The organism is Microcoleus sp. Pol8_D6 (assembly GCF_036700965.1).
In the GTDB taxonomy this organism is placed as follows: Bacteria; Cyanobacteriota; Cyanobacteriia; order Cyanobacteriales; family Microcoleaceae; genus Microcoleus.
This window is the reverse complement of record NZ_JAUBPW010000092.1, coordinates 1-23092: the sequence shown is the minus strand read 5'-3', so window position 1 is coordinate 23092 and position 23092 is coordinate 1. Positions and strand designations below refer to the sequence as shown.

At 43.3% G+C, this 23092-nt stretch carries 19 protein-coding genes; 3 read left to right on the top strand and 16 right to left on the bottom strand.

Going from position 1 to position 23092, the window contains the following annotated elements:
• Positions 1 to 66 precede the first annotated feature (66 nt).
• On the top strand, positions 67 to 309 hold the full coding sequence (locus tag QUA10_RS29215; protein WP_333225490.1) for a WD40 repeat domain-containing protein: 243 nt from the start codon (positions 67 to 69) through the stop codon (positions 307 to 309).
• Here the strand turns inward: QUA10_RS29215 and QUA10_RS26180 are convergent.
• Positions 289 to 849, bottom strand: coding sequence for an IS630 family transposase (locus QUA10_RS26180; RefSeq protein WP_333085449.1), 561 nt, complete (start codon positions 847 to 849; stop codon positions 289 to 291). The genes QUA10_RS29215 and QUA10_RS26180 overlap by 21 nt on opposite strands.
• A gap of 7 nt (positions 850 to 856) precedes the next feature.
• A complete protein-coding gene (locus QUA10_RS26175; RefSeq protein WP_333085450.1) occupies positions 857 to 1357 on the bottom strand; it encodes a helix-turn-helix domain-containing protein in 501 nt (166 codons plus the stop codon).
• Positions 1358 to 1607: 250 nt separating this feature from the next.
• Between QUA10_RS26175 and QUA10_RS26170 the strand changes: the two genes are divergently transcribed.
• Positions 1608 to 2336: a hypothetical protein gene (locus tag QUA10_RS26170; RefSeq protein WP_333085451.1), complete on the top strand. Its 729-nt coding sequence runs from the start codon at positions 1608 to 1610 to the stop codon at positions 2334 to 2336.
• Between the two features lie 293 nt (positions 2337 to 2629).
• Here the strand turns inward: QUA10_RS26170 and QUA10_RS26165 are convergent, their stop codons facing one another.
• From QUA10_RS26165 to QUA10_RS26100, 14 genes are all read right to left on the bottom strand, one after another.
• A complete protein-coding gene (locus QUA10_RS26165; protein WP_332950401.1) occupies positions 2630 to 2764 on the bottom strand; it encodes a hypothetical protein in 135 nt (44 codons plus the stop codon).
• Positions 2765 to 2899: 135 nt separating this feature from the next.
• Entirely contained in the window at positions 2900 to 3658 is a 759-nt protein-coding gene (locus tag QUA10_RS26160; protein ID WP_333085452.1) for a class I SAM-dependent methyltransferase, read from the bottom strand.
• A 179-nt stretch (positions 3659 to 3837) separates the two neighbouring features.
• Positions 3838 to 5403, bottom strand: coding sequence for a radical SAM family RiPP maturation amino acid epimerase (locus tag QUA10_RS26155; protein ID WP_333085453.1), 1566 nt, complete (start codon positions 5401 to 5403; stop codon positions 3838 to 3840).
• 92 nt (positions 5404 to 5495) lie between these two features.
• Positions 5496 to 5810, bottom strand: a complete 315-nt coding sequence (locus QUA10_RS26150; RefSeq protein WP_333085454.1) for an NHLP leader peptide family RiPP precursor — start codon at positions 5808 to 5810, stop codon at positions 5496 to 5498.
• A 108-nt stretch (positions 5811 to 5918) separates the two neighbouring features.
• Positions 5919 to 6239, bottom strand: a complete 321-nt coding sequence (locus tag QUA10_RS26145; RefSeq protein WP_333085455.1) for an NHLP leader peptide family RiPP precursor — start codon at positions 6237 to 6239, stop codon at positions 5919 to 5921.
• A gap of 119 nt (positions 6240 to 6358) precedes the next feature.
• The gene (locus QUA10_RS26140; protein WP_333085456.1) at positions 6359 to 7141 is read right to left on the bottom strand and encodes a helix-turn-helix domain-containing protein; all 783 of its coding nucleotides are present in this window, start codon (positions 7139 to 7141) and stop codon (positions 6359 to 6361) included.
• A gap of 74 nt (positions 7142 to 7215) precedes the next feature.
• Positions 7216 to 8232, bottom strand: a complete 1017-nt coding sequence (locus QUA10_RS26135) for a hypothetical protein (RefSeq protein WP_333085457.1) — start codon at positions 8230 to 8232, stop codon at positions 7216 to 7218.
• 176 nt (positions 8233 to 8408) lie between these two features.
• A complete protein-coding gene (locus QUA10_RS26130) occupies positions 8409 to 11600 on the bottom strand; it encodes an NHLP bacteriocin export ABC transporter permease/ATPase subunit (RefSeq protein ID WP_333085458.1) in 3192 nt (1063 codons plus the stop codon).
• Between the two features lie 3 nt (positions 11601 to 11603).
• A complete protein-coding gene (locus QUA10_RS26125) occupies positions 11604 to 13901 on the bottom strand; it encodes an NHLP family bacteriocin export ABC transporter peptidase/permease/ATPase subunit (RefSeq protein WP_333085459.1) in 2298 nt (765 codons plus the stop codon).
• A 151-nt stretch (positions 13902 to 14052) separates the two neighbouring features.
• A complete protein-coding gene (locus tag QUA10_RS26120) occupies positions 14053 to 15846 on the bottom strand; it encodes an NHLP bacteriocin system secretion protein (RefSeq protein ID WP_333085460.1) in 1794 nt (597 codons plus the stop codon).
• 167 nt (positions 15847 to 16013) lie between these two features.
• The gene (locus QUA10_RS26115; protein WP_333085461.1) at positions 16014 to 17123 is read right to left on the bottom strand and encodes a cyclic nucleotide-binding domain-containing protein; all 1110 of its coding nucleotides are present in this window, start codon (positions 17121 to 17123) and stop codon (positions 16014 to 16016) included.
• A 54-nt stretch (positions 17124 to 17177) separates the two neighbouring features.
• On the bottom strand, positions 17178 to 18338 hold the full coding sequence (locus QUA10_RS26110) for a DUF7005 family protein (protein ID WP_333085462.1): 1161 nt from the start codon (positions 18336 to 18338) through the stop codon (positions 17178 to 17180).
• Between the two features lie 19 nt (positions 18339 to 18357).
• On the bottom strand, positions 18358 to 19212 hold the full coding sequence (locus QUA10_RS26105) for a c-type heme family protein (RefSeq protein ID WP_333086421.1): 855 nt from the start codon (positions 19210 to 19212) through the stop codon (positions 18358 to 18360).
• Between the two features lie 148 nt (positions 19213 to 19360).
• Positions 19361 to 20122: a MinD/ParA family protein gene (locus QUA10_RS26100; RefSeq protein WP_333085464.1), complete on the bottom strand. Its 762-nt coding sequence runs from the start codon at positions 20120 to 20122 to the stop codon at positions 19361 to 19363.
• 1634 nt (positions 20123 to 21756) lie between these two features.
• Here QUA10_RS26100 and QUA10_RS26095 point away from each other — a divergent pair.
• Complete coding sequence (locus QUA10_RS26095; RefSeq protein WP_333086420.1) at positions 21757 to 22941, top strand: MFS transporter; 1185 nt, start codon at positions 21757 to 21759, stop codon at positions 22939 to 22941.
• Positions 22942 to 23092: the final 151 nt, after the last annotated feature.

Genomic DNA, 23092 nt, shown 5'->3' with positions numbered 1-23092 from the left:
ATCCTTTCTCTGCGCTGTGCTTATCTCAATGGTCAACTTTCCACTTGATGTATTTGCAAAACTGAGATGCACCCCAAATTTTGGACTCGGAAAGGTAAAAAAATTGCGACGTTCAAAGGGCATGAAGCTAAAATCCTCAGTGTCAGATTCAGTCCCGATGCACATCAGCTTGTTTCTTCTGATGAAGCGGGAAAGTTAATTGTGTGGAAGTTAGATCTAACACCTGACGATTTGCGGGTGCGCGGTTGCGATTGGGGACGCCATTATCTATGGAATAATACCACCTTCCTAAAGTTCTGCTACAGATAGAGCCTCTAAAATAAATTTCCATCCCGTCAAAGAAGCAATAACTTCTTTAGTCAACTTATTTAACTCTTTTTGCACCGCTGCTCTCAACTCTTCTATTTGGTCAAATCTCAACCATTTCAATTGTTCTTTTACGTATCCCCACAGTCTTTCTATGGGGTTTACTTCCGGACTGTATGCGGGTTGAAACAGTAAAATCACATTTTCTGGTATGCTGAGATTTAAAGAGTTATGAAATCCTCCATTATCCACTTGAATTATATGTAAATCCTCCGGATACTCACTGGCAAATAGTTCTAAAAACTTCTCGAAGCACACTGTATCTAAATGTGTAAATTCATAAAAAAAGCTAGCTCCAGTTAGCGGTTCTACTGCTCCATAAAGCCACAAATAAGTAAAATCCCCTTGCACTTTTCCTTGCGGTTTTATTCCGTAACCTGTTAACTTTCTTCTTTGAACTGTATGCAGGCCCATCCGACTTTCATCTTCACTCCAATATCGCACTTTTTTCCACTGCTTTAAAAAGCTCTCACTCTGACTCACACTGCGTTTAATTAGAGATGAAAGTTTTTTTAAATTCTTCTACTACCCCGGGTTTCTGTTTTTCACTCACAGGACGCGGCACTTTTAATTTTCCTTTTAGCCGATATCTGGCCCATTGGTGCACTGTGCGATATGCCACTTTTACTTCATAGCAGCTTGTCAGCCATTGGTGTACTTCTTTGTAGCTACTGAATCCTTCGGGTTCTTGTAATTCCTTTGATAATCTCTCTACTATTTCAGGATTCATTATTCTTGGTCTTCCCGAACGAGGTTTCTGCAATAATAATTCTTCTATTCCCCCCGAGCGATAACTAGACAACCATCTTTGTATTGTGGTACGATGTTTTCCTAACCGCACAGCAGCAGACAATACGCTGTCTATCGTTTGGGTTTTAAGCCAATACAGAACTTGTAGTTTTTGGTGGCGCAAAACATCTTTCTCTTTCCTCATAAGAGTGGTCAGCTCTTCTGTTGTTTCCCGAATTTCTATCCGAACTACTCCTGACATTTTTCTTCCTTATATTTAGGAACTGGCTCACCAATAATGATACCTACTAATTGTAGCACTATTTTATGAAAGTGGTATAATCCTAATGTGTTAGAGAGCGATCTCCACGTTTGTGACGGGATTTGGCAACATTCGCAAAGGTAGCGGAACCTGCACAGCACCTGTACCGAGCGACTTTGGCTTGATTAAGGATACAATAAGCTGGATTGAGTCTGCTGATTTTAAAATTCCGTGAAGGGGAAATTTGGCTATGGATGCAACTGGTGCGAATCTGCCTCTAAAAAAATTGCAGTTTAAGATTGACACAGCTAAGAAAGAGCGCGAAGTAGCTGAGATTGTAGAGTCAGATGAATTTAAACTGTTGGAACAACAAGTAAGTAAGTTCAGAAATCAATCGGAAACAACGATCGACTCTGGACTAGAGCCTGTGCTAAAGGCTAACATCTCAGGGCCCGATTGCCTAGAAGTAGCTTTAAAAATTCAGTCACTATCACAAAACTCCGCTGCTGTCAACTCCCAATTTTTAGAGCATTGCCAGCAAGAACTGGCTCGCTGTATCGGACCGCTCGCCCATTGTATGATTGAGGATATCTTAGCTGAATCTCCGCATCTAACGCCTCAGCAATTGGTGGAAGCGCTGGCTGCAGAAATTTCCGAGTCTGGGCGATCACAAAATTTTCTTGACCGCATCAAAATCCCGGCTCGATCTAACTCGGAAACAGAGACATCTGAGAGTTTGACTGACTCTCAGAAAACGGGCGATTTGCGCGATCGTCTCAACCCGCAATTTCTAGAGCATTGCCGACAAGAATTTATGCGCTGTATGGGGCCGATGGCTAGTTTTCTGCTCGAAGATATCTTAGCTCAATCTCCGCATCTGGCGATCGAGCAACTTATTGAAGTGCTGGTAGCAGAAATTCCAGACCATCAACGAGCTCAAGAGTTTAAAGATCGGCTCAAAATAATTCCTCAAAATTAAGCCACTGTCCTCGACAGGTTGAAACAATCCCGCTATCACCCAATAGGGTTCAGTTAACGATCTCCGACAAATTTTATCTCCTGATTTTATGGGAGATACAGGTATTTTTGGGATGTCAAATTATTCTTAAATGAACCGTATTGCGCTATCACCCATCTTTTGTCAGCCTCGGTAGAGAATTCTCGATCGAGGTATCGAAGTAGAGTGCGTCGCTCATTGATAGTCGTAAATAGCCAAAATTGTTGCTGCGACGCACCCTACTTTAAGTGAAATTTTAAAATGGCGAATTAAGATTATTCGCCTTTCAACATATCCGGCAACCACAACATAATTAGTATTAGCAAACAGATAACTACTAAGCCAACACTAAAGATCATGGTGTCTTTTGAATCTTGTGCTGCTTGCATAATATAGAGTGTTTTTAACATAAAAAATTTCCTCAACTTTTCTAAATTTTAGATGATAATTGTAGGTTGGGTTTCGTACCTCAACCCAACCTACAATTATCAATTTGAAATAGTAGAGATATGCCGGCGGAACATCTCTACTCTACCAGGTTTTGTTTAATCTGCCACAATGTCAATTAAAGGAAATGCCTGACACCAATTTTTTATGGATTTAAAAGCTTCCTGTTTGAGCTGACCCAGCATACTAAGATGATGTGGTGGAATGCGATTGCCATATACGCGGTCAAGGTTGTTTTGCCAGTGGACTAAGGTGGGAATTGATTGAGGTCTTCGATCTTGCATGAATTGAATTCGCCAGCCAGCTTGCTCAACATCTCGTCTCAGTTCAGAGGTGGAACAGAAGACCATTGAATCACCAAATACAGTTCGATTACCTTGATAGCTATCAGAGACGCAGTTAACCGAAAGAATGAGACGTGGTGCGTGCTGTCGAAGTTGTTGTAATAACTTGAATTTATCACGAATATGAGACAAAGCTTCCATCATGAAAATTAGATCATATTCACCATCAATTGTATCTTGTTCCAAATCACGCTGCCAAACATTTAAACCCGTACTTCGGCAGTATTCTGCTTGTGCTGTACTGATGGTAATTCCTTGGACTGAACAATTGCGTTCTTTGGTGATTAGCCTCGCTGGTCCTCCCCAACCACACCCCACATCTAAAACTCGTGAATCTAAAGGAATATAAGGGTAGAAATTTTTGATAGTTTGGCGCAAACCTGTTTCTAAATCTTCATCGCCCAGAAAGTATCCGTAATGGTAATGTAATTCTTCACCGATAATCTGTTTCCATTCATGAATTGATTCGTTTGAATAGAATTGGTTCAGATCAAATTTCGTTTTTGACTGCATTTTAATCCTCTTAATGTGGTTGTACATCACTAGAACTCCTGCATAAATCCTGAACGCCCCCTAAATCCCTTAATTCTCAGGGACTTTGACTCTTATTCCCCCCAAAGTTGGGGGGCTAGGGGGGCGAAAATTCTATTCGTGCAGGAAGTCTACAGAAGTCCCTGGCTGGTTTCAGGCATCTACTTTAAAGCGATCGCTTTTTCTTCTAAAATCGCTTCTTCATGACCTTGCCAAGGGACTGAAGGATAATGAGGAACCCTTAATTCAACATCTTTCGGTTTGGGTTCATTATCTAAAACTGCCTTCTTCAACATGAGGTTTAAATAGTGGAAGGTATAGGTAGATGGTATTCCACGCTCTTCCAATATAGAAACAATTTCTTCAGCAGTTTTACCACCTTGGTGAATTATTTCACCCAATTCTCTTAAAGGAGATTCCTGGCGAAACTTAAAGGTTTTGATGCGGTTTGAGAGCTTAAAACCATCAGCAAGGCTTTCATATTTTAGGTCAGGACGGAAGTTAACCAAATCTTGTGGTCTGACCTCTGTCGGCATATTATTATCAAGCATTCTTTCAAGAAGAATCTTTAAATCTTTACCATCAGAAAAAGTTCCTTCATCAAACACTATATAGCCTAGGGGCCAGCGCTCACTGGCATTACAAGGGCTGATCAATTTAACGCTACGCTCTACCATATTGAACAAGAATCCTGTGACGCAGGCAATGGTTCCTTGGTCTGGTAATTCGCTATCTTCTTGTCCTTTCTTCAGCTTTTGATCTCTAGAGCGACCAGCGTCAGCTTTGATACTATCAGCTTCCTGGTTTTGCAGTACTAAACTGACAAGAAGCAACTCTTCTGGAGTAAACTTTTCATGAACTTGATTGAGCATTTTCAAGGAAAGAATAGAGAAGCGATTATTCAAACATCCCTTTTCTTCTGAGACTTTTAGAAGTGCCTTGGTGCGATTTATATCTTTAAGAGGTTGAGCTGTTGTAGTTTGGGGAAATACTCCTAATACTTGATGAAAATCGTGGCAAAATTTTTCATAGTCAGGATTATCCAAGGGATCTGTCGCCCAGTAGCAAAAGCCTGCCCCTGCTGCTAGCCCTAAGATGTCTTGCATGACTTCTAGGACTTCATTCCACAATTTAGCATTTTCTGGGCTATACAGAAAAATATCACCTAGACGAGGCGCAGAGACCCCACAGAAATGACATCCAACAGAACAACCTTTGCTAAGTTCTAAAGCCATAGGAACTTGAGCAATAGAATGGTGTACGATTTGTCTAAATTGACTTTCTGAACGAGCAATTTGTCGTTCTCGCCAAGCTTGAAAACGAGAATTTTTGAAAGAATCGAAAAGCAAGTCTAATAAGTTTTTGACTCGGAAACTTTCCTGTAATTCATGACATTTCTTTAAAAGAGGATATGATTCTATTACTTCTGCTTCATGGGTTTTTTCGGTAAGATTTGTATCCCATACTGGTCTAATTGCTTCAGGATCAACTTTCAGATCGTAGTTAGCAATTGCTTGATGAGGATCTGCTAACATCTGTTCTCGAAAAGCTTGCTCCCCATGCCATCTTTGGCTAAAACGTTTTATATAGCTAATATATTTTAAGAGTTCTGCATCCATTGACTTCACGTTGTCAATTTGGGATTGTTGGAATGCTTTAAGCTCTTTAACATTAGTGATGGCTTGAGGTGACATATTGTTAGTTGAATTTTGAGCTGTTTTAGACATAGTAAGACTGCATGAAAGAAAGGCTTTAGATAGAAGCTATCGTTAAACTCAAACGAGACTATAGGCTAGTACTAGATTTGGCAGTGAAATCCCTACAACTCAGCAGTATATGTATGACCACAGGTCGTTACACTTTTTGCACCACCTGCCACAGCATCCAAAGCTTCATCAGATAACTCTTCAACAACTTCTGGTTTATTAGGGATAACTAAATAGTAAGTGCTTGAGGTTTCTTCTAGTACCTGAATTTGTACATTATCCGGCACGGGGGAATCTAACACTTTGGCAAAAATTGCTTTAGGATTACTAATTAATTCTTGCTTGAAGTTGTCACTTTCCCAAGCTTTGGCAATAAATTTTGCTGCTAATTCTTGTCGTTGCTTAAGTTCAGCGTTTTGTACTGTCATGGTAAAAGCTAGAATTCAAAGACATTAAGATTATTAACCTTTGTGAGTCTGAGAAAAACGGCGGCAGCCAGTGATATATTTACTAACCGCCGTTAACTAAAAGGATTCTTAGTACTGGATATATCCTGCAGAACCGCCTTTTGTCTTGCCAGCAATCCAGGCGCCACCGGCTACAGCTTCCAAAGCTTCATCAGATAACTCTTCAGAAACATCTGGGTTTTTAGGAATGACTAGATAGTAAGTGTTGGGGGTTTCTTCTAACACTTGCAGATCGACATTATTAGGAAATGGTGAACCCATTGCTTTGCCAAAAACCGCTTTAGGATTACTGAGTAATTCTTGCTTGAACTTGTCATCTTCCCAAGCTTTAGCAATACATTGTGCTTCTAGTTCTTGGCGTTGTTTGATTGAATCGTTTTGTGCAGTCATTTCAATTTACCGATTAAGGTTGATATCTATTAGATTAATCGCTGAAAGTTCTAGATACAATGCATTATTTTTTGATTGATACTAACGATTTTTTTGAATGCATTATTTTTTGATTTGGACTAACAATTCTTTAGATTATTCTCGACTATTAACTGTGTTCGTTGCCAGTTTCTCCAAACTTGTGGTGTGGTTCCGTGATATTGTCGAAACTGACGGAAGAAATGCCCTTCATTTTGATAGCCTACTGATAGAGCAATCTCATTTGCTGTCTGATCGGTGTCTAGAAGCAAGCGTCGTGCCTCGGCAATTCTACGTTCTACAATCCATTGGTTTACTGTTTTACCTGTCTGTCGCCGCACGAGGTCGGTGAGGTAAGCTGGTGAATAGTCAACTGCCTGAGCAACATCACACAAAGTAATGGCTTGGTGATAATTTGCTTCGATGAACTGGAAAACGTCATTCAGCTTGGGACTATTGGGAAAAATCGATGGTACGCCTTCTAGCTGCTTGTCTTTGATCAGCTCTTCGATGAAAACACAACAGCTTTCTTTATTTTTGTACTCCGAATAGTTAGCCGTAACCTCTACTGGAATAACCTTTTTTTCCTTATTTTGATAGATGTATCGACCGTGGATTGAACCTTGCTGTTTAATAGTTTTCCAGACTTCTGACCAAACTTCGGGCGTGAAATTGGGGTCGATATCTTCTACAGTCATAGTTAGCAAATCTTTACGGGAGTAGCCAGTAAATTCACAGGCTGCATCATTAACACACACAAAACTTGCTTCGGGAGTTATCCATAAAACTGCATCTTTAGCACTAGTTATTAAGAGCTTAGTAAGGTTTAACTCCTCTTCTGACTGTGAGTTAGATTGGTTTGAATTCATCTTGGTATAAACCATTATTTAATTCACTCTATTTGCAGATTATTTACTTTTGTCCTGTTGATTTTAATCAGATCAATTTTCTGCTCAGATCACCCGGCTATCCAACGATGACCAGAAGCTAAATACCCCTTAGCTTCCAAAGGACAGCCTGGCTGATAGACAATTTTTATATGATTGATCATTCTCCAATAGACACTGTACATAGACTGGGAAAACACAGATTCCCAGCTTAGATTGCCTTCTTGTTTATATTTCTGTTTGTCAATTCCAGACCAAGTTAAAAGCGCATCTCGCTTGGCTGGAATACATAACCTTGAATCAACCAAATTATCCAAAAATAAATGCCATCTTGGTTCATAGCGTGGCTGCTTTCTTAGGTAACATTCCAAACCAATTCGAGGGTATATTATTTCACCCACATCAAAGGCTAGGACGACATAATCGACAGATTCTGATAAATGATAGACTAAGGGAGAAAGTGCTTCTGTAGGGTCACTCCAGCCTATTTTTAGTAGGTAATCTAATAGCTGGTTGGGAGGAATATTGATTACATTTACTCTCACTCCCAAGCCAGGACGAGATAGCATCACGGCAAAATGAGCGAACTTTGCCCCATCCGGTAAAACATCAGCACAAAGTCGAAGATTCGACTCAATTAATGGAGATAATGGATAATTTAGTAAACCCAAAGCTTCTGAAATCAAATCAGGAAACGAACAATTAACTTCTCGATTTAATTCCAAGAAAATACAAGGAATTGGTACAGAAGACAGCAACTGATTTAAATCAAATTCCATCCCAACCGCTTTCAACTTTTGATGTAGGCTTGATGTTGGATTAGTCCACTTTTGATAAAAGTCTTGAAATGAACACCATACAGGTGAAGTGAGGAACCTTTCTGATAGAGATTTAGTGAGGGGAGGCAGATAAAAAGAGAAATCTACTTGTGTTTCATCAGTACCGAGACGACACTCGAAAAGATTCTCTGTCAAACAAGGTAAAATTGGCTCTAAACCTTGGATATGGGATACAACTTCCGGAGAAACTAAATCTGAGTGCAGATGGGGAGTAATAACTTTGAGATAATCTTCTATCGAACTATTCATCAATTATGCTCCTACTGGATGAATTACTTAACCGACATCGAGCCAATGACTTTTGCTAGGTATAACTAACTCTTCTGCGGATCTAATGGGTAAGAGTGCGATCGCTTTAAGCATTGACTCTGTATATCAAGTTAATAGGTAACAGTCGCTTTAACTTATGCAGTTTGTTCGTTCTGCTATAACTGCCGCGCCACCAATCGAGCAAATAACCCTTCTTGTTTAGCCAGTTCATCAAACGAACCTGCCTCCACTAAACGGCCAGCTTCTATTACATAAATGCGATCGGCATTTCGGATCGTACTCAAGCGGTGAGCAATGACTACTCGCGTCGCATTCAACTTGTCCAAACTCTCAGTAACGATCGCCTGCGTGCGGTTGTCCAAAGCACTGGTAGCCTCATCCATCAAAATAATTTTCGGTTTTAAGACGATCGCCCTAGCAATCAGCAACCGCTGCCGCTGTCCCCCCGAAAGATTCGTGCCCCCCTCACTAATCACAGTGTGCATTCCCATGGGCATTTGCTCGATATCCTCAGCAAAGCCAGCCATTCGCGCCGCTTCCCAAGCTTCATCCAGCGTCACCAATGCCCCGCAAGTCAAGTTATCAAATATCGAACCACTAGTAATTCGACCGTTTTGCAGCACAACTCCCAACTGCCGCCGCAAAGCCTGGATATCCACCCCCATCAAATCTTGGTCATCGTAAAAAACAGTCCCGCTTTGCGGCGTTTCAAACCCCAACAACAACCGAAAAATAGTTGATTTTCCGCTACCCGACGGCCCGACAATCGCCACAAATTCCCCCGGCTTAATCTGAATGCTCACATCCTCCAGAATCATCGGCCCGTCGTCGCGGTAGCGAAAAGTAACGCGATCGAGCACTATATGACCTTTTAAGCGACCCGGATCGCTCTGACTCGGGTCAGATTCTGGCGTTCCCTGGACGATCGGCCTAGCTCTTTCCCACAGCGGTACAATGCCTAAAATATCAGTCAAAGTATTGCTCAAATCAGTGACAGCAGACAGAAAAGTTCCAAAGGCAGAATTAAAAGCCAAAAATGTACCCGCATTTAGCCCTTGATTCCCTTTAGCTTGATTCATCTGCATAAACAGAATTGCAAACCAAAACATCAGTAAAGAACTCACCAACGGCAGCACTTCATTAAATACCGACACGCTGTCATCAATCCGTTTGATCCCGAGCTTTAGCTTAATTCGCTGGCTGTACTTTTTCGCCCAAGCTGCAAAAGCTCGCCCTTCCGCCGCAGCTACCCGCAGCTTTGATACACCGTTAATTAACTCTACTGTCAGCCCGTTAATTTCACCGTGTGCCATCTCCATTTTCCGCTCTTTGCGAATCAACAAAACGCTAGATATTCCAGTCACAATTACCGCTACTAAAGTTAAACCAATTCCCACTAAAGCTAGCCGCACGCTGTAAAAGAACATCAGTCCCAAATTCAACAGAGAAAACACCGCACTTAAAAGAGTGCGTTGTGTTGCACCGCTGAGTTTGCTGCGGATCTGGGTGACTGCCTGCAAACGAGTTAGCAAATCACCAGAGGAATAGTTGCGGAAAAATGCTGGTTTTAAATTCAGCATTTTGTCCCAAACTGCTGGCTGCAAAGCTCCTTCAGCAGCGTTTTCTACCCTTAGCGTCAGAATTGTTTGAGCAATTTGAAACGCGGTTTTTCCAAGGGTGGCAGCCAACAGCACTAGCCCAATTTGCCACAGCACATTGCGATCGCTCCCAGGAATTGCATCGTTGATTAAAATCGCCGTCGCTTGGGGCGTAATCATTCCCAGCAGCGTTCCCACAAGTCCGAACGCGATGAGAGCGAACAGGCTTTTTTCAAAGCCTCTGATGCCAAATCGAAACACTTGAATGACGTTGTGAATTACCAGCGGTAGCGGCCGATAAAACATTTGAGCTTCCGGCAACAGCGTCTTTGCTACCGCTGCTGTCACCCGAGTCCAAGTTCGCCGCTCCCCGTCAAACAAAACATAATTATTTCCCCGCAGCAGCAGTGCCACCGGCCTGTTGTCTGAAGCCATATAAGCTAATAGCGGACCGTGTTCGCACCGCCACCAATTCCCGGTCAGCAGCACCTGGCGGGTGCGAAATTGCGACGTTCGCGCGATCGCCTCCATCGGGTCTTTCAATCGGCTCAGATCGACCGATCGCGCCGGCGGACAAATCGCGATTCCCATTGCCCGACCAACCGCCCCAGCAGCCGCCAGCAGAGGCGTTTCTTCCTCAAAAAACTTGGTTTCTTGAGGGTGAAGCAGTGCAGCAAGTTGTCCCAGAGCAGCGTCTGTCACCTGTTGATTGAGCTCCTCCCGCTGCAAAAATCGCTGAAATTCTGCTGCTGTTTCCTTGTTTAGCTGTAAATTCAAGCGATCGAAAAAATAGGCGTGTAGCAATGCCAAACCGGCAGGAATTTGCTCACTGTTCTCCAGTTGAGCTGTTGCCGTCGCCTGCAATTCAACAGCCGTTTCCGCCACAAGCCACATACCAGGAGCGATCGGAAATATTGCCGAATTTGAATCGAGTTTCAAATCCTCGATTCCCATCCACCAGACAGTGCCGCTGCTGAGATGCACCCAAACTGGGCGCTCCATTTCTGGCGAAAACACTTCTCCTATTTGTAGTGACAAATATTGAGAATTTGGGAATTGGGAATTGGGGATTTCGGTTTCTGGCAAGTCTGGCGTTAACAGTTCTCCTAAGTGTTTTACCCATGTTTCTAAGAGAGCGATCGCATTTGTACGATCGGCTGCAACGGTCGCGGTAAAATCTGCGCTCGCCAGCGGTAGCAATTCTGTTTGTTCGATCGCCACTGCCAACATACCCCACCCGTCCCGCAGCGTCGCCCCAAACAAAGCCTCACCTGCGCTGACACTGAACAGATAGTAGCGGTGTCCCGCAGGTTCGTCGGCCTCAACCTCGGTCGCAAACAGGGCCAGAGTGCCGGACTCAATCACCCACACCGTCGCAGCGTCATCCAACAGCAGCGGTTCGTTGCCTCTAATTCGGCGCACTTCCCCTGCCGGAGCGAGTAAAGCCGGCTCTCGATCATGATCGCTTTCAGGGAGGTCAAGCACTGGTTGCGTGGGAGCATCCGTTACTGTATCCGGGGTCGGGGAAATTGGTGCCGATGAATTACGATCGCCAACAGAAATTTTAGGGAAAAAATTCTTTCGTTGGTTAAGCACTGGTTGCGTGGGAGCATCCGTTACTGTATCCGGGGTCGGGGAAATTGATGCCGATGAATTACGATCGCCAACAGAAATTTTAGGGAAAAAATTCTTTCGTTCTCCCGATCCAGTGCCGTTATCTTCGTGCGATCGCGGATTTTTGCCTTCCATAACCTATGCCTCCTCCGAACTAATCAAACGAACATAAGCCCCTGCACGCTCGCGTAAATCTTCGTGAGTACCTCTCTCAATCACTTTCCCCTGTTCCAGCACCAGAATTTCGTCACAATCCCGAATCGTACTAAGTCGGTGAGCTACTACAATACAAGAGCAGCCACGACGGCGCAGGTTGCGATCGATAATCAACTCTGTTTCAGAATCCAAGGCACTCGTTGCCTCGTCGAGCACCACCACAGCCGGATTTCTCACCAAAGCCCTAGCAATTTCTAAACGCTGGCGCTGTCCCCCGCTCATGTTCGTGCCCCCTTCGCTGAGTTCGGCGTCATATCCCCCAGGCATATTCAAAATCAAATCGTGAATCGCCGCATCTGTGGCGGCGCGCACCAAATCAGATTCCGGCACCGTTGAGTCCCAGAGAGTGAGATTTTCCCGAACAGTCCCGGCAAACAAAAAGATGTCCTGTTCCACCATTGCGACCGAATTAGCGAGGATCGAACGCTGAATCTGTTGGCGGGGAATGGCGTCAAACAAAATTTCACCTTCCCAAACCTGGTAAAGGCCAGTAATCAATTTGGCAACAGTAGACTTCCCAGAACCGCTGCTACCTACCAAAGCTATCCGCTGACCTGGTTTGACAGTGACAGTCAAATTTTCAATTAAGGGAGAGTCTAATCGGTTGTAGCCAAAACTGATGTTTCGCAGTTCGACGTAACCCTTGAGCTGAAACGAGTCTGAGGTGATACTGTTTGAGGGATGGGGTACAGGGACGATCACCCTTGTCTCTACAATGGACGATCGGGAATTGGCAGAAATTTCTAATCCTGCCTCCCCAAGCGAATGCCTGTGGAACCCTCTACCCCTCTGGGCTTCAGGATCGGTGGGATTTTGCAAAACATCGTCGAGACGGTTTAAATCGGCTTCTAGCTCTTGCAGCGTAGTCCCAAAACTGACAAGATTGTTAACTGGCGTCAGAAATTCCTGTGTTAAACTTTGGTACGCGATCAACATCCCCATACTCAAGCTGCCGTTCATCACCCGCAACCCGCCGACAACTAAAATAGATGTTGAGGTCAAGCCCATCAAAAATGCGGGCAATATTGACAGAATTTGAGACGGGAGTGCCAATTCTTGCTGGGCGTTGAGCATTTTCGCATAATAGCCAGAAAATTTAGCAAACAAGTCATACTCTAAACCGCTGGCTTTGATTGTTTCGATCGCTTGGATACCGCCGATCGCTACTCCGCTGACTTTGCCACTTTCAGATGCAAGTCTGGTATTGGCATCGACACGGCTGCGGGATAAAGATTGGAGGGCGAAGAAGTTGAGGAGGGCGAAGAAAATGGCGAGACCAGTTAACACTCCATCGTACATCAGCATGATCGCAGCGTAGAAAACCATCATCACCGTGTCGATCACAGTGGTTGCCAGTTTTCCCGACAATACCTCTGCAACCTTGTCATTAAGTTTGGTGCGACTGCTGATTTCGCCCGTGAATCTCTGCGCGTAAAACCCAACTGGCAAGCGTAAAGTATGCCACAGAAACTGTCCCGACATTGAAACCGACAATTTAACAGCAAGTCGCCGCAAGTAAACAAACCGCAATTTGGCCAGCAGCCCCCGGATCGCAGTCGCGAACAGCATTATCAACAGCAAAGGTCGCAGCCATTCAGTACGGTTTTCAACGAGAATTTCATCGATAAAAATTTGGGTGAAAGCCGGTACAGCCAGACGGGGAAATGTTAGCAGCAATCCTGCTACCAAACAAAAGGTGATCGCCCACCGCGAACTTTGCAGGCGATCGCTTAAGGCAGCGATAATTCCGGGTTTTTTGCCTCCTTTTTTAAAGTCTGGTCCCGGTTCCATCATCAGGACAATGCCGGTGTAAGCGCGATCAAATTCATCGAGATCGACTGTTCTCGGCCCTGCAGCCGGATCGTTGAGGTAAACACGTTTTTTAGTAAACCCTTCTACTACTAAAAAGTGGTTGAAGTTCCAAAAAACAATATAGGGAGGGGGAAGAGTTTTTAAGTCGGCTATCGGCTTTTTGAATCCTTTAGCATTCAGGTTGTAAAGTTTAGCTGCTTTTAGGACATTAGATGCTTTGCTGCCATCTCGCGAGACTCCGCACTCGCGCCGCAATTCTATTAGCGGTACTGTGTACCCCCAGTAGCTCAAGATGATTCCTAAAGCAGCGGCACCACATTCAACTGCTTCCATTTGCAAAATTGTGGGAGTGCGGGCGCGCTTCAGGTTGCGTTTGAGTTTGAATTTTGTAAGGTCGGGTAAGGTCATAGTTTTGTTTGTTCCTTGCGATTTGGGCTGTGAGTTAGATTTTTTTTAATGAACAGTGAAGGCGCGAAGATCGGGAAGAAAGAGCGGAAAAAAAAGAAATAGAAGAAAGAGGTAAATAAATTTATCGCGATTCCAAGATTTTTGAGATGTATTAATTAACGCCTGTTAAGGACTTGAAAATCGGAATTACATAAGAAATAGGTGCTTGTTGTGCGACTTGCACTTTGACTGAGACGGTAGTTCCTGACGTAATTTTGAGCGCAGGTCCTTTAGATGAAGACCACTTATAACCACTGGTATTAGTTGCATCTTCTTTGAGTTCAGCAAAAATTTGTACGGGCGCGCCGCCGCCGCCACCCGCTGTCAAACTTTGCAAAAGGTTATTTGCGATATTTTCGTTGCCAATAATTGCTGACATTTCTTGGTTGGTTACGGGGAAGGGAGAAACACGAGTTACTTTGCCGATAATGCCACCGTAGCGTTCTCGCTTGACGACGCTAGGAGTAACTTGTACGCTCATGCCGGGTTGAATTTTTTTCCCATCTTTGTCAGCAAAATAAACAAGACTTATTATTTTTGCGCCCGGATCTTCTGCTTCGATCGCCCCTAAGCGCATACCGGCACTAAGAATTTGACCGGGGGCGACGCTAACTTCTAAAATTTTGCCGTCATATTGGCTGACAATTTTGCTGTCGCCTGCCAATTTCTTCTCTAATTGGGCAATTTTACGTTTAATTTCTTGAATCTGATTTATTTGGCTGACCGTTCTTTCTAAATCTTGTTGGCTTAACTTAGTTTCTTGGTTTTTGAATTCTTTAATTTTAGTGGCGATTTCGTCAGTTTTGTTGAGATTTTGGAGATGTTCGCGTTCGGCGGTCGTCTTCTCAATTTCTACTTGCTGGAGACTGTTTCTAATTCCGTCTATTTTAGTCAAACTTTGCTGGTATTCGCGTTCGGCATTGGTCGCTTGAATGTCGATTTCTTGAATGCTATTTTTGATTTCATTAATTCGATTGAGGTTTTGCAGATATTCGCGCTCGTTACTGGTCTTTTGAACATCGAGTTCTTTGAGTTGCGTTTCGATATCTGAGACTTGCAGCTGAGATTTCACATATTCCTGCTGGACTTCCAAAAGCTGTTCATGGCTGATAATCTTTTCCGCAAAAAGACTGCGATAGGCTTCTACCCGCTGCTGTAAAGTTTTTATTAAAGAACTAACTTCTTGCTTTTGCTGTTTGAGGTTTTTACGTTTTTCTTCGATCACTGCCAGAGTTTGCTGCCGCAGCATCGGTACGGTCGATTCTCTGCCCAGACTTTCTTCAAGAGTTTGGCGTTTTTGTGTCAAAGCATTGAGGGTTTGTTGGCGCAGCAGCGGTGCGGTTGACTCTCGTCGCAAACTTTCTTCAAAACCTTGGCGTTTTTGCTTGAGCGCATTCAGAGTTTGTTGGCGCAGCAGCGGCGAAATTGATTCTCGTCGCAAACTTGCTTCGAGGTCTTGTTGCTGCTTTTGTAGCGTGTTGAATTCCTGCGATATCTGTTGTTTTTGCAGTTTATTTGTGTCAGTTTTTTGCCGTTCAAGTTCACCTAATTTTGTTTGTTCTTGTTCTAATTGTTGCTTGAGGGCTGATTGGTCAATTATCGCGATCACCTGACCGCGCTTTACTGTATCTCCCACTTTAATGTTCAGGTTTAATAATCCCCCGGCACTCGGTGCTTGAAATTGCACAATCCGGCGTGGCTGAACCAACACTCCTTGACCCGTGACATTAAGCGGAATTCGCCCCGCTACACTCCAAACGGTCGCAACAGCTACTAAAAAGCCGATCGCACCTAAAGGCAGCCAAGCTCTTGGACTAACTACCTGAATCATTTGATCCAGTTTTTCTGGCGAAGATAAACGCTCTAGCGCTTCTTGACGGAAAAGTTGGTTATTTTTAGTTTGCACGCTCTAATTCCTCCTGTTTGCTCTAGCGATCGCAGTCCTGGAAATATTTGATAGATAAACAGTAATCTACTAATTTTTTAGCTATAAACAATCCTGTTTTTTGTGGAGCAGCCCTCCCTCATGTAATTTTTTTTGTTGTTTAAACCCAATAAAAATAGTTAATTAAATTAAATCAAAATCTTTAACCGCTTCAGCATCCAATCAAATCTCGCACCCCCTAAACTGAGATCGTCCATCATGTTGACATCAATTTCATCCGCGTATTGATAATTTTGAGACAGACTTTGCCCCAACACATAACTACTTCTGCCGTATCCTACGCGATCGATTAGAGCTTGCATTCTAGCAGAAACTAACATAGCAATTGCTCTCAAAAAACGAGTTCCCATAGCCGGATTTTGCTGTAGTTCTATAGACAATTGTTGTTTGTCGATCGCCAATACCTGTAAATTTTCCAAAGCTTTAAAACTATAAGCCGACAAACGGGTATCAATTAAAGCCATTTCGCCAGTAATTTCACCCCTTGTCAATTGAGCAATTTCGTATCCGGGCGACTCATCGCTTTCCTGCAAATTTTCAAGCATTGAAAAAACGCTGGCGAAACTGCTGCGGCTATTTTCAGTGAAAGCAACTGACGCAGTTCCCCGCAACAGCAGGTAAAGCGTCTCTACAGGCCGATTTGCCCGAATTAAAATTGTGTCGGCAGCAATTTCTTCAACGCGGCTGTATCTGATAATCCAGTCAACATCGCTGTCGCTGAGTTGTCCAAATAGCAGCGGAATATCTCGCAAGGGCGATATTTTCAAATTCTGGCGGCGGATAAATTGTTGAATTAATAGATCGAACCGGTTTTGCTGCAAAATTGCAATCGCCCGATAAAACCGACAAGCAAAATCTGCGTCTTGTCGCAGTCTCCCCAGCAATTTCTGGCGGGGCAAAACTAAAACGGTTGATTTTTCTGTTGCTTTCACCGTAGTGGCGGCGGGACTGAGATTTAGAAATGATGTTTCTCCTAGCACGTCGCCGCTAGAAAAGTGACCAATTTCTTGCTCTAAATTAGTGTCATCTTCCAGGGCAGAAAAAGCCCCTGCTAATACACTTTCTGAGTTGCTTTTAACGATAGCGCTTAGACTACCTTCAAGCACAATATACAAGCTGTTAACGCTGCTTTGCTGTCGTATCAGTATGGTGTTAGAGGCAAGCTGCTGTCGGCTGCCGTTGGCGATCATCCAGTTAATGTCGCTGTTATTCAACTGTTGGATCAAAACTTCTGTCATAACCTTTGTTCGTTTTATGTATGGTTTCGCTGCGTGCGATCGGTTTTTTAAATCTCATGTTGCCTCAGCCAAGTTAGCCGATGCTGCAAATTTTGGCAAAAATTCAGCAGAATCTTCCGCTAATTCTTCTAGAGTTAGGGCAGTTAAAGTTACGATCGCTGAAACTTGTTCTAAAGGAGTTCTCTGGTGTTGAGAAAATTGTTTGTCAAAGCGCTGGATATTTTCCGCTGCTTTTTTTACCAGTCTTTGCAGAATTTTAAATGCACTGTCTGACAGCACAGGTTCGCCCCTATAGTTTTCTAACCTACCGCCTGTGCGGTATGCCGGAAATGACTCTAAGCCGATAAAATGCAAAAACCAATCGGATCGGTAGTATCCTAAAGCTGCGATAATGCCTCTATAGTCGGCAATTAATTCATCGATCATGTTATTTCGCATTGAGCCGAAAAAGCGGCGAGTAAAGTAATGCGTAGATTCGTGTTCGAGACGGATTTTTAGAGAAAGTTGCTGCCACTCAGTTTCTGTTAATCCCAGATTGCCTGCTGTCACGTTACTGTAGAAACTCGTACTCAAAATTATCAACCGATCTTGATACAATTCTTTCTGGGAAATTAAGCGTTTAAATTCGGCTTCCCAGTCTGTCTCTGAGTATTTATTTTGTCGGACACTCCACTGCTGTTTGTATTGCTCGATCCGGTTCCAATTGTTGTAACCGCTAATTGTACAAGCCCCCATAGAATCGGGAATTGGCTGCGGTTCATTGCGTTTCGTAAGTGCTTGCACTAATGTGACAAAATCCTCGCGGTTGGCAGCTATTAATACTGGAATAGTACCCGCCAGAGTTTGATACAATTGGAGTTCAAGTTTTTCGGGTTCGGTGAAAGTTAGCGGAATGGCGATCGCACTTTCGTCTGGAAACTTTCCTTTGCGAGTAGCTGCACGATATTCTTCAGTTTTGCTGATTCCTGCAAGTATGGGAAACTGAAACTGTATCAAACGCTCTTTCAATACTTGATAAACTCCCGTTGTTTCTGCGGCTGCTGCGTATTTTTCCCAAGCAGCAACGCTCGGTTCAGAAGTAGGAGGAAAGATTTGGGGAAGCTTGACAGTGCTAAAATCAAAAACATTTTGGTTGTAAGCCAGTAGTTCAGTAATTTCAGAATCGCTGGCACCGCAGTCTACTAAAACTTTTGTACGCAATTGCTGTTGGTTCACGGGACAAATACCTCAAATATTAAGTATCCGATTTGGGAGTTGGTTTCCGGTTTCGCTCAAACCTTTTAATTGCCATTGCTAAACTCAGCTTCATCCGAGTAAAAGCTTCTACTAAACTACCAATTTCATCGTTAGATTTTTTGTCAAAATCAGCAGTCATATCGCCTGTACTCACGGCTTCTGCTACTAAGACTATATTCTGAATCGGTCGAATAATATATTGCTTTAGCCACAGGTTAGCCATTAATATTGTCACCGCAAAAACCATCGCTACAATTCCCATAACTACAACAAACGATTGGCGAGCTTTTTGCAAAACTTGATTGGCGGGAACTGAAACAATTTGAGTACCGAGAACTTCATTCAATTTCCAGCCAAATCCATTCATTGTCCCGTAAATTTTAATCATGCCTTTAGGTGCAGCCTCTGGCGTGCTGTGACATCTCAGGCAATTAGATGCAGTTAGGCTAATGGGGCGAGCGATGTAAAAAATTTCTTTACCTGCTAAAGAACGAAATCCTTGCAATTGTTTGGTATTTACGTTATTACGAAAAATCGCCACTAATTCTGTTTCAAACTCATCACTTTTATCGCGTACATTAGTAGGATTTAGCATCGCTTCTCTGTAAGAATAATCCCCGTAATCACTTTCATCAGACCGCAGTTTATCAAAAACTTTATTTGCTGAATAAGCGGGAACAGTCTGCGGTAAAAATTCATCAGCTTTTAACCGAGCCACCAACTGCGGTGACACTTCAGTATTAGTGTAATACCGGACAGAGTTCATGCTCTGCATCAGCAGCAAAGCTTTGGAACTAATCTCAGTTTGAGCCTTGTAATTCAGGACGCTAGCTAAAGCGATGCCACTCAACATAATTCCTCCTAGGAATATGACTAGCAGTAGGAGGGTTAGCTTTTTAGCTAACGTTAAATTGTTAATTTGGGAGAAAAAATTGGTTAGCATAAACAACAGGTAAAAAGAATGAATAAAGCTTAAGTTATCACTGAATTGGGCGTTTTTTTTAATTGACGATTTGTTGGGCAACTTTCTCGATCGCTAGACTTATAGCATGATTGGGATATTGCAAGCAAAAAATGCCGCTGCTAGCAAGTCGAAGTATGTCGTGGGACTCAGGAATGATGGCTGCCACTGGGGCTTGATAATTTTGTTCGACTTGTTGCTGCAGATCCTCGAAGTCATATTCTACTAAAGCTTTATTAATTAGTAGCAGCAACTTGGGAACTCGCAGTCGGCGCGCTACATCTACTGTTACCGCAGTACCCTGAAAATCTTGCTGGTCTGGTCGGAGTACAAACAAAACAATATCAGAGGTAGTTAGCGATATTAAAGTTTCTTGATTGAGACCTGGGTGAGTGTCAATAAATAAGTAGTCGAGATTCAGGTTTTTGATTAAATCTTTGAAGCCTTCTAGCAGCATTTCAACGTCAAACCGCTCGCGCAATATACGAGAAATATCGTTGATTTTAACGCTGGAAGGAACTAAGTAGATGCGACTGCGGTTTGTCGCTTTGCTTGCAAGTATGGAAGTGACATCGCAGGCAGCATCTGCGATCGCACAACGACCCCAAAGAAAGTCATTGAGGGTATGTTCGATCTGTTCTTGGTCAATGTCAAACAAGATGTGAATCCCTGGGGATTGAATGTCCGTGTCAACGATGCCGACCCGATAGCCTTTCTGGGCAACAGTTACCGCAAGATTGGCTGTTGAATTTGATTTGCCCGTGCCACCTCGATACGAGTGAATTGAGACAATTTTTGACATGATTGATTGTTCTGGTTAAGAGTGATTTTTTTCAATCCCAGCTTTGTCCGTAACTTTTATAAATACGATCAACTGGACGCCGTTTGCTTTTGCAGACAGCACCTTGTGGTTAAATGCACTCAACTTGGGAGGTGTATTGAGAGATACCTTTTTTCGGCTGCTCTCTTATGAGATTTAATAGGTGTAAGGCTGGTTGACTTATGCAGTAGATGCCCCCAACCCATAGGTTGGAACGATCGCACTTTACAAGCAAATTCGGAGTAAAGAGATCGTAGGCAGGACTCCGCAAGTGCAGTGGCGTTGCCCTACAATTAATCTGGCGTAGAGCCCCGCCACTGCCCATTGGTGTCAACTTAAGCAGTTGACATCCAAATTTATTGCTCGAAAGCGACATTTTCCCGATGCCGCTTTCGCTCTTGTTTAATCAGACCCAACATTTGATGATGCTCGACTAAGTAGGTGGCTGCATCTATAGTTTTTTATCTTAACAGACACCGGGAAAAGTGATATAATCCACAAAACCTCATCTCTACTAAAATACGTTCCGATTGTTGACCTAACTCCACAGTTACTGACAGACATAAATCATTAAGAACTGCATAAAATATCAAAGTAGGGGCGATTCGTTGAGCCGAAACCCGAAAGGGGGGGTGGCTAGCCAAGATGGGGTTTACCCCATCAATGGTTAGACTTCGCACTTTAATTCCTCATCAATGATAACTTACTACTGCTGCAGGTGAGGAAACCTAGTCGAGCATCTAGCTAAGATAACTAGGGGAAAGCGGGAAAAATGAAGGTACACACCAACATCATAACCAAAATCCAAAATAAACCAAGTCCTGACATCATCGTGCGTGATTGAAAGCACACAAAGAACCAGAGATGAATCTGGTTTCCCCTACACAAAGATTGACAACCTTTGCGTAAAGCGGGGGTGAAAGCGAGTCATCGGAATAGCTGAATACCGATACCGCAAGCAAAAATCATATAACCGAATCATTGCGAAAGTAATGAGGTGGTGGAGTAGAAGCGCAAAGCTAATGAATTGTCGATATAACCGCCGTAATGTATTACCACAGGATATAAGCTCGCTCAGAGAAATCTGAACTTCTGGGTCAGGAATATCTGACAAGGTAAGGACTATAATGATTCTACTACCGAGATAGCGCATCATCTATAACCCGGGCGGAGATGCAAACCCTAACGGATTTAATCAATAAGTAGTAGGAACGAGTGCGATTCGTTGAAGAGTGAATCACGGTGAAAGTCTGTACATAACTCTTCCAGCCACAAGGCTGAACTCTCGGTCGGATAAGGGTGCAACTCCCTTCTGCCAGACTCAGGTATGACTTCCTATCTGCCCACACCGACCAAGCTCGATTCTTGGAGAGTGAAGCTCTTAACTGGGCGCAATCAGACATTTACTGTGGGATGGCCATGGCGCTAATGGGGAGTTCCAATGATGAAACAGAGCCTATAAAAGTAACTTATACTAAAGCGGAGGGTAGCCCATAAACCCCGACTTCATTGGAGATTATTCCCGCCGAGTCTTTTGTTTAACATCGGCAAGAGTCAAGGGAATCCAGTAGTTAAATTGGTTACGGGCTATTGAAATGATTTAAGAGACCAACTTTATGTGCCAGGTAAGCACTGGTAGTCAGCAAAAAAAACAAATGCCACTCTATAAAGATAAAAATCTTCTCATCATTTATACAGTTTCTCTCATCACCTTTCTCGTACTTGCTAGCGTCCCTCCAGCTTTCCCCAAGATTATCCAGGCATTAAAGGTACCTCCACAAAAGGTTGGTTTATTGATATCAGTCTTCTCTCTTCCATCTCTGGTATTAGGACCCGTCGTTGGAGTGATGGCCGATCGCGTTGGCAGAAAGAAAATTCTCGTTCCTTCCTTGGTATTGTTTGGAATTGCTGGCACAGCTTGCGCTTTTGCTCGTGACTTTAACCTTTTGCTGTTGTTCCTTTTCCTTCAGGGAATTGGTGGAGCCTCTTTGTATTCTCTCACTATTGCACTGATTAGCGATTTGTATTCAGGAGTAAGACGCACAACTGCGATAGGTTACAACACCAGTATCATCACTGCCAGCATGGCAATTTATTCCATTATTGGCGGTGCATTGGCAGTTATGGGCTGGTATTATCCCTTTTTGCTATCCTTGGCAGCTATCCCAGTAGCACTGCTGGTGTGGTTTGGACTCAAATATCCTGAACCGAGAGTTGAAAAACCTCTTAAAGTGAATTTACTCAATGCCTCAAAAAGTCTTAAAAATACCCAGCTCCTTAGACTTTTCATGGTTAGTATGGCTCAATTTGTGCTTATTTACGGAGCTATTAGAACTTATTTGCCACTTCTAATAGCATATTCCTTCAAATCATCGAGTTTAATAATTGGGCTGATACTTGCTACCCTACCTGTAGCAACTTCAATCACAGCTTCGCAGGTAGGAAGACTGGCAATGCGGTTTCCCGAAACAACTTTAATTAGAGCATCTTTCGCTTTCTATGCTTTAGCTCTATTCAGTGTTCCGTGCGTATCCAATATCTGGTTACTCTTAATACCAACCGTGATGTTTGGAATTGGTTTTGGCCTTTGTTCCCCGATTGTATTAACACTCGTGGCGTCACGAGCATCTAAGGAGTATTTGGCTACGGTAATTTCAGTAAACGGGGCATTTTGCAATCTAGGACGAATAATAGGGCCGTTGCTGATGGGAGTTGTCTTGAGTATTGGCGGCATCAGTGGCGTGTTTTATGCGGGTGCTGGAATTGCGATTGCAACTCTTGTTATTCTTAAGTACTTTTAATTCTTCCAGCCTTCCTTCGGTCAACTCTACCTAGTCGAGAATTTCTGTGCTTCCTTGGATAGTATCCATCCCATTTAGGTAGTCCTAAACAAGTAATGATAAATTGTAGTGATGGATAAAATACCAAATCGCACCGATGTGATTATTTAAT

Bases quoted from the DNA above. Each gene is read 5' to 3' on its own strand.
- QUA10_RS26100 (WP_333085464.1), bottom strand. From the start codon at position 20,122: ATGTCAAAAATTGTCTCAATTCACTCGTATCGAGGTGGCACGGGCAAA.
- QUA10_RS26170 (WP_333085451.1), top strand. From the start codon at position 1,608: ATGGATGCAACTGGTGCGAATCTGCCTCTAAAAAAATTGCAGTTTAAG.
- QUA10_RS26125 (WP_333085459.1), bottom strand. From the start codon at position 13,901: ATGACCTTACCCGACCTTACAAAATTCAAACTCAAACGCAACCTGAAG.
- QUA10_RS26140 (WP_333085456.1), bottom strand. From the start codon at position 7,141: ATGGTTTATACCAAGATGAATTCAAACCAATCTAACTCACAGTCAGAA.
- QUA10_RS26130 (WP_333085458.1), bottom strand. From the start codon at position 11,600: ATGGAAGGCAAAAATCCGCGATCGCACGAAGATAACGGCACTGGATCG.
- QUA10_RS26160 (WP_333085452.1), bottom strand. From the start codon at position 3,658: ATGCAGTCAAAAACGAAATTTGATCTGAACCAATTCTATTCAAACGAA.
- QUA10_RS26145 (WP_333085455.1), bottom strand. From the start codon at position 6,239: ATGACTGCACAAAACGATTCAATCAAACAACGCCAAGAACTAGAAGCA.
- QUA10_RS26175 (WP_333085450.1), bottom strand. From the start codon at position 1,357: ATGTCAGGAGTAGTTCGGATAGAAATTCGGGAAACAACAGAAGAGCTG.
- QUA10_RS26165 (WP_332950401.1), bottom strand. From the start codon at position 2,764: ATGTTAAAAACACTCTATATTATGCAAGCAGCACAAGATTCAAAAGAC.
- QUA10_RS26095 (WP_333086420.1), top strand. From the start codon at position 21,757: ATGTGCCAGGTAAGCACTGGTAGTCAGCAAAAAAAACAAATGCCACTC.
- QUA10_RS26150 (WP_333085454.1), bottom strand. From the start codon at position 5,810: ATGACAGTACAAAACGCTGAACTTAAGCAACGACAAGAATTAGCAGCA.
- QUA10_RS26135 (WP_333085457.1), bottom strand. From the start codon at position 8,232: ATGAATAGTTCGATAGAAGATTATCTCAAAGTTATTACTCCCCATCTG.
- QUA10_RS26105 (WP_333086421.1), bottom strand. From the start codon at position 19,212: ATGTTGAGTGGCATCGCTTTAGCTAGCGTCCTGAATTACAAGGCTCAA.
- QUA10_RS26155 (WP_333085453.1), bottom strand. From the start codon at position 5,403: ATGTCTAAAACAGCTCAAAATTCAACTAACAATATGTCACCTCAAGCC.
- QUA10_RS29215 (WP_333225490.1), top strand. From the start codon at position 67: ATGCACCCCAAATTTTGGACTCGGAAAGGTAAAAAAATTGCGACGTTC.
- QUA10_RS26115 (WP_333085461.1), bottom strand. From the start codon at position 17,123: ATGACAGAAGTTTTGATCCAACAGTTGAATAACAGCGACATTAACTGG.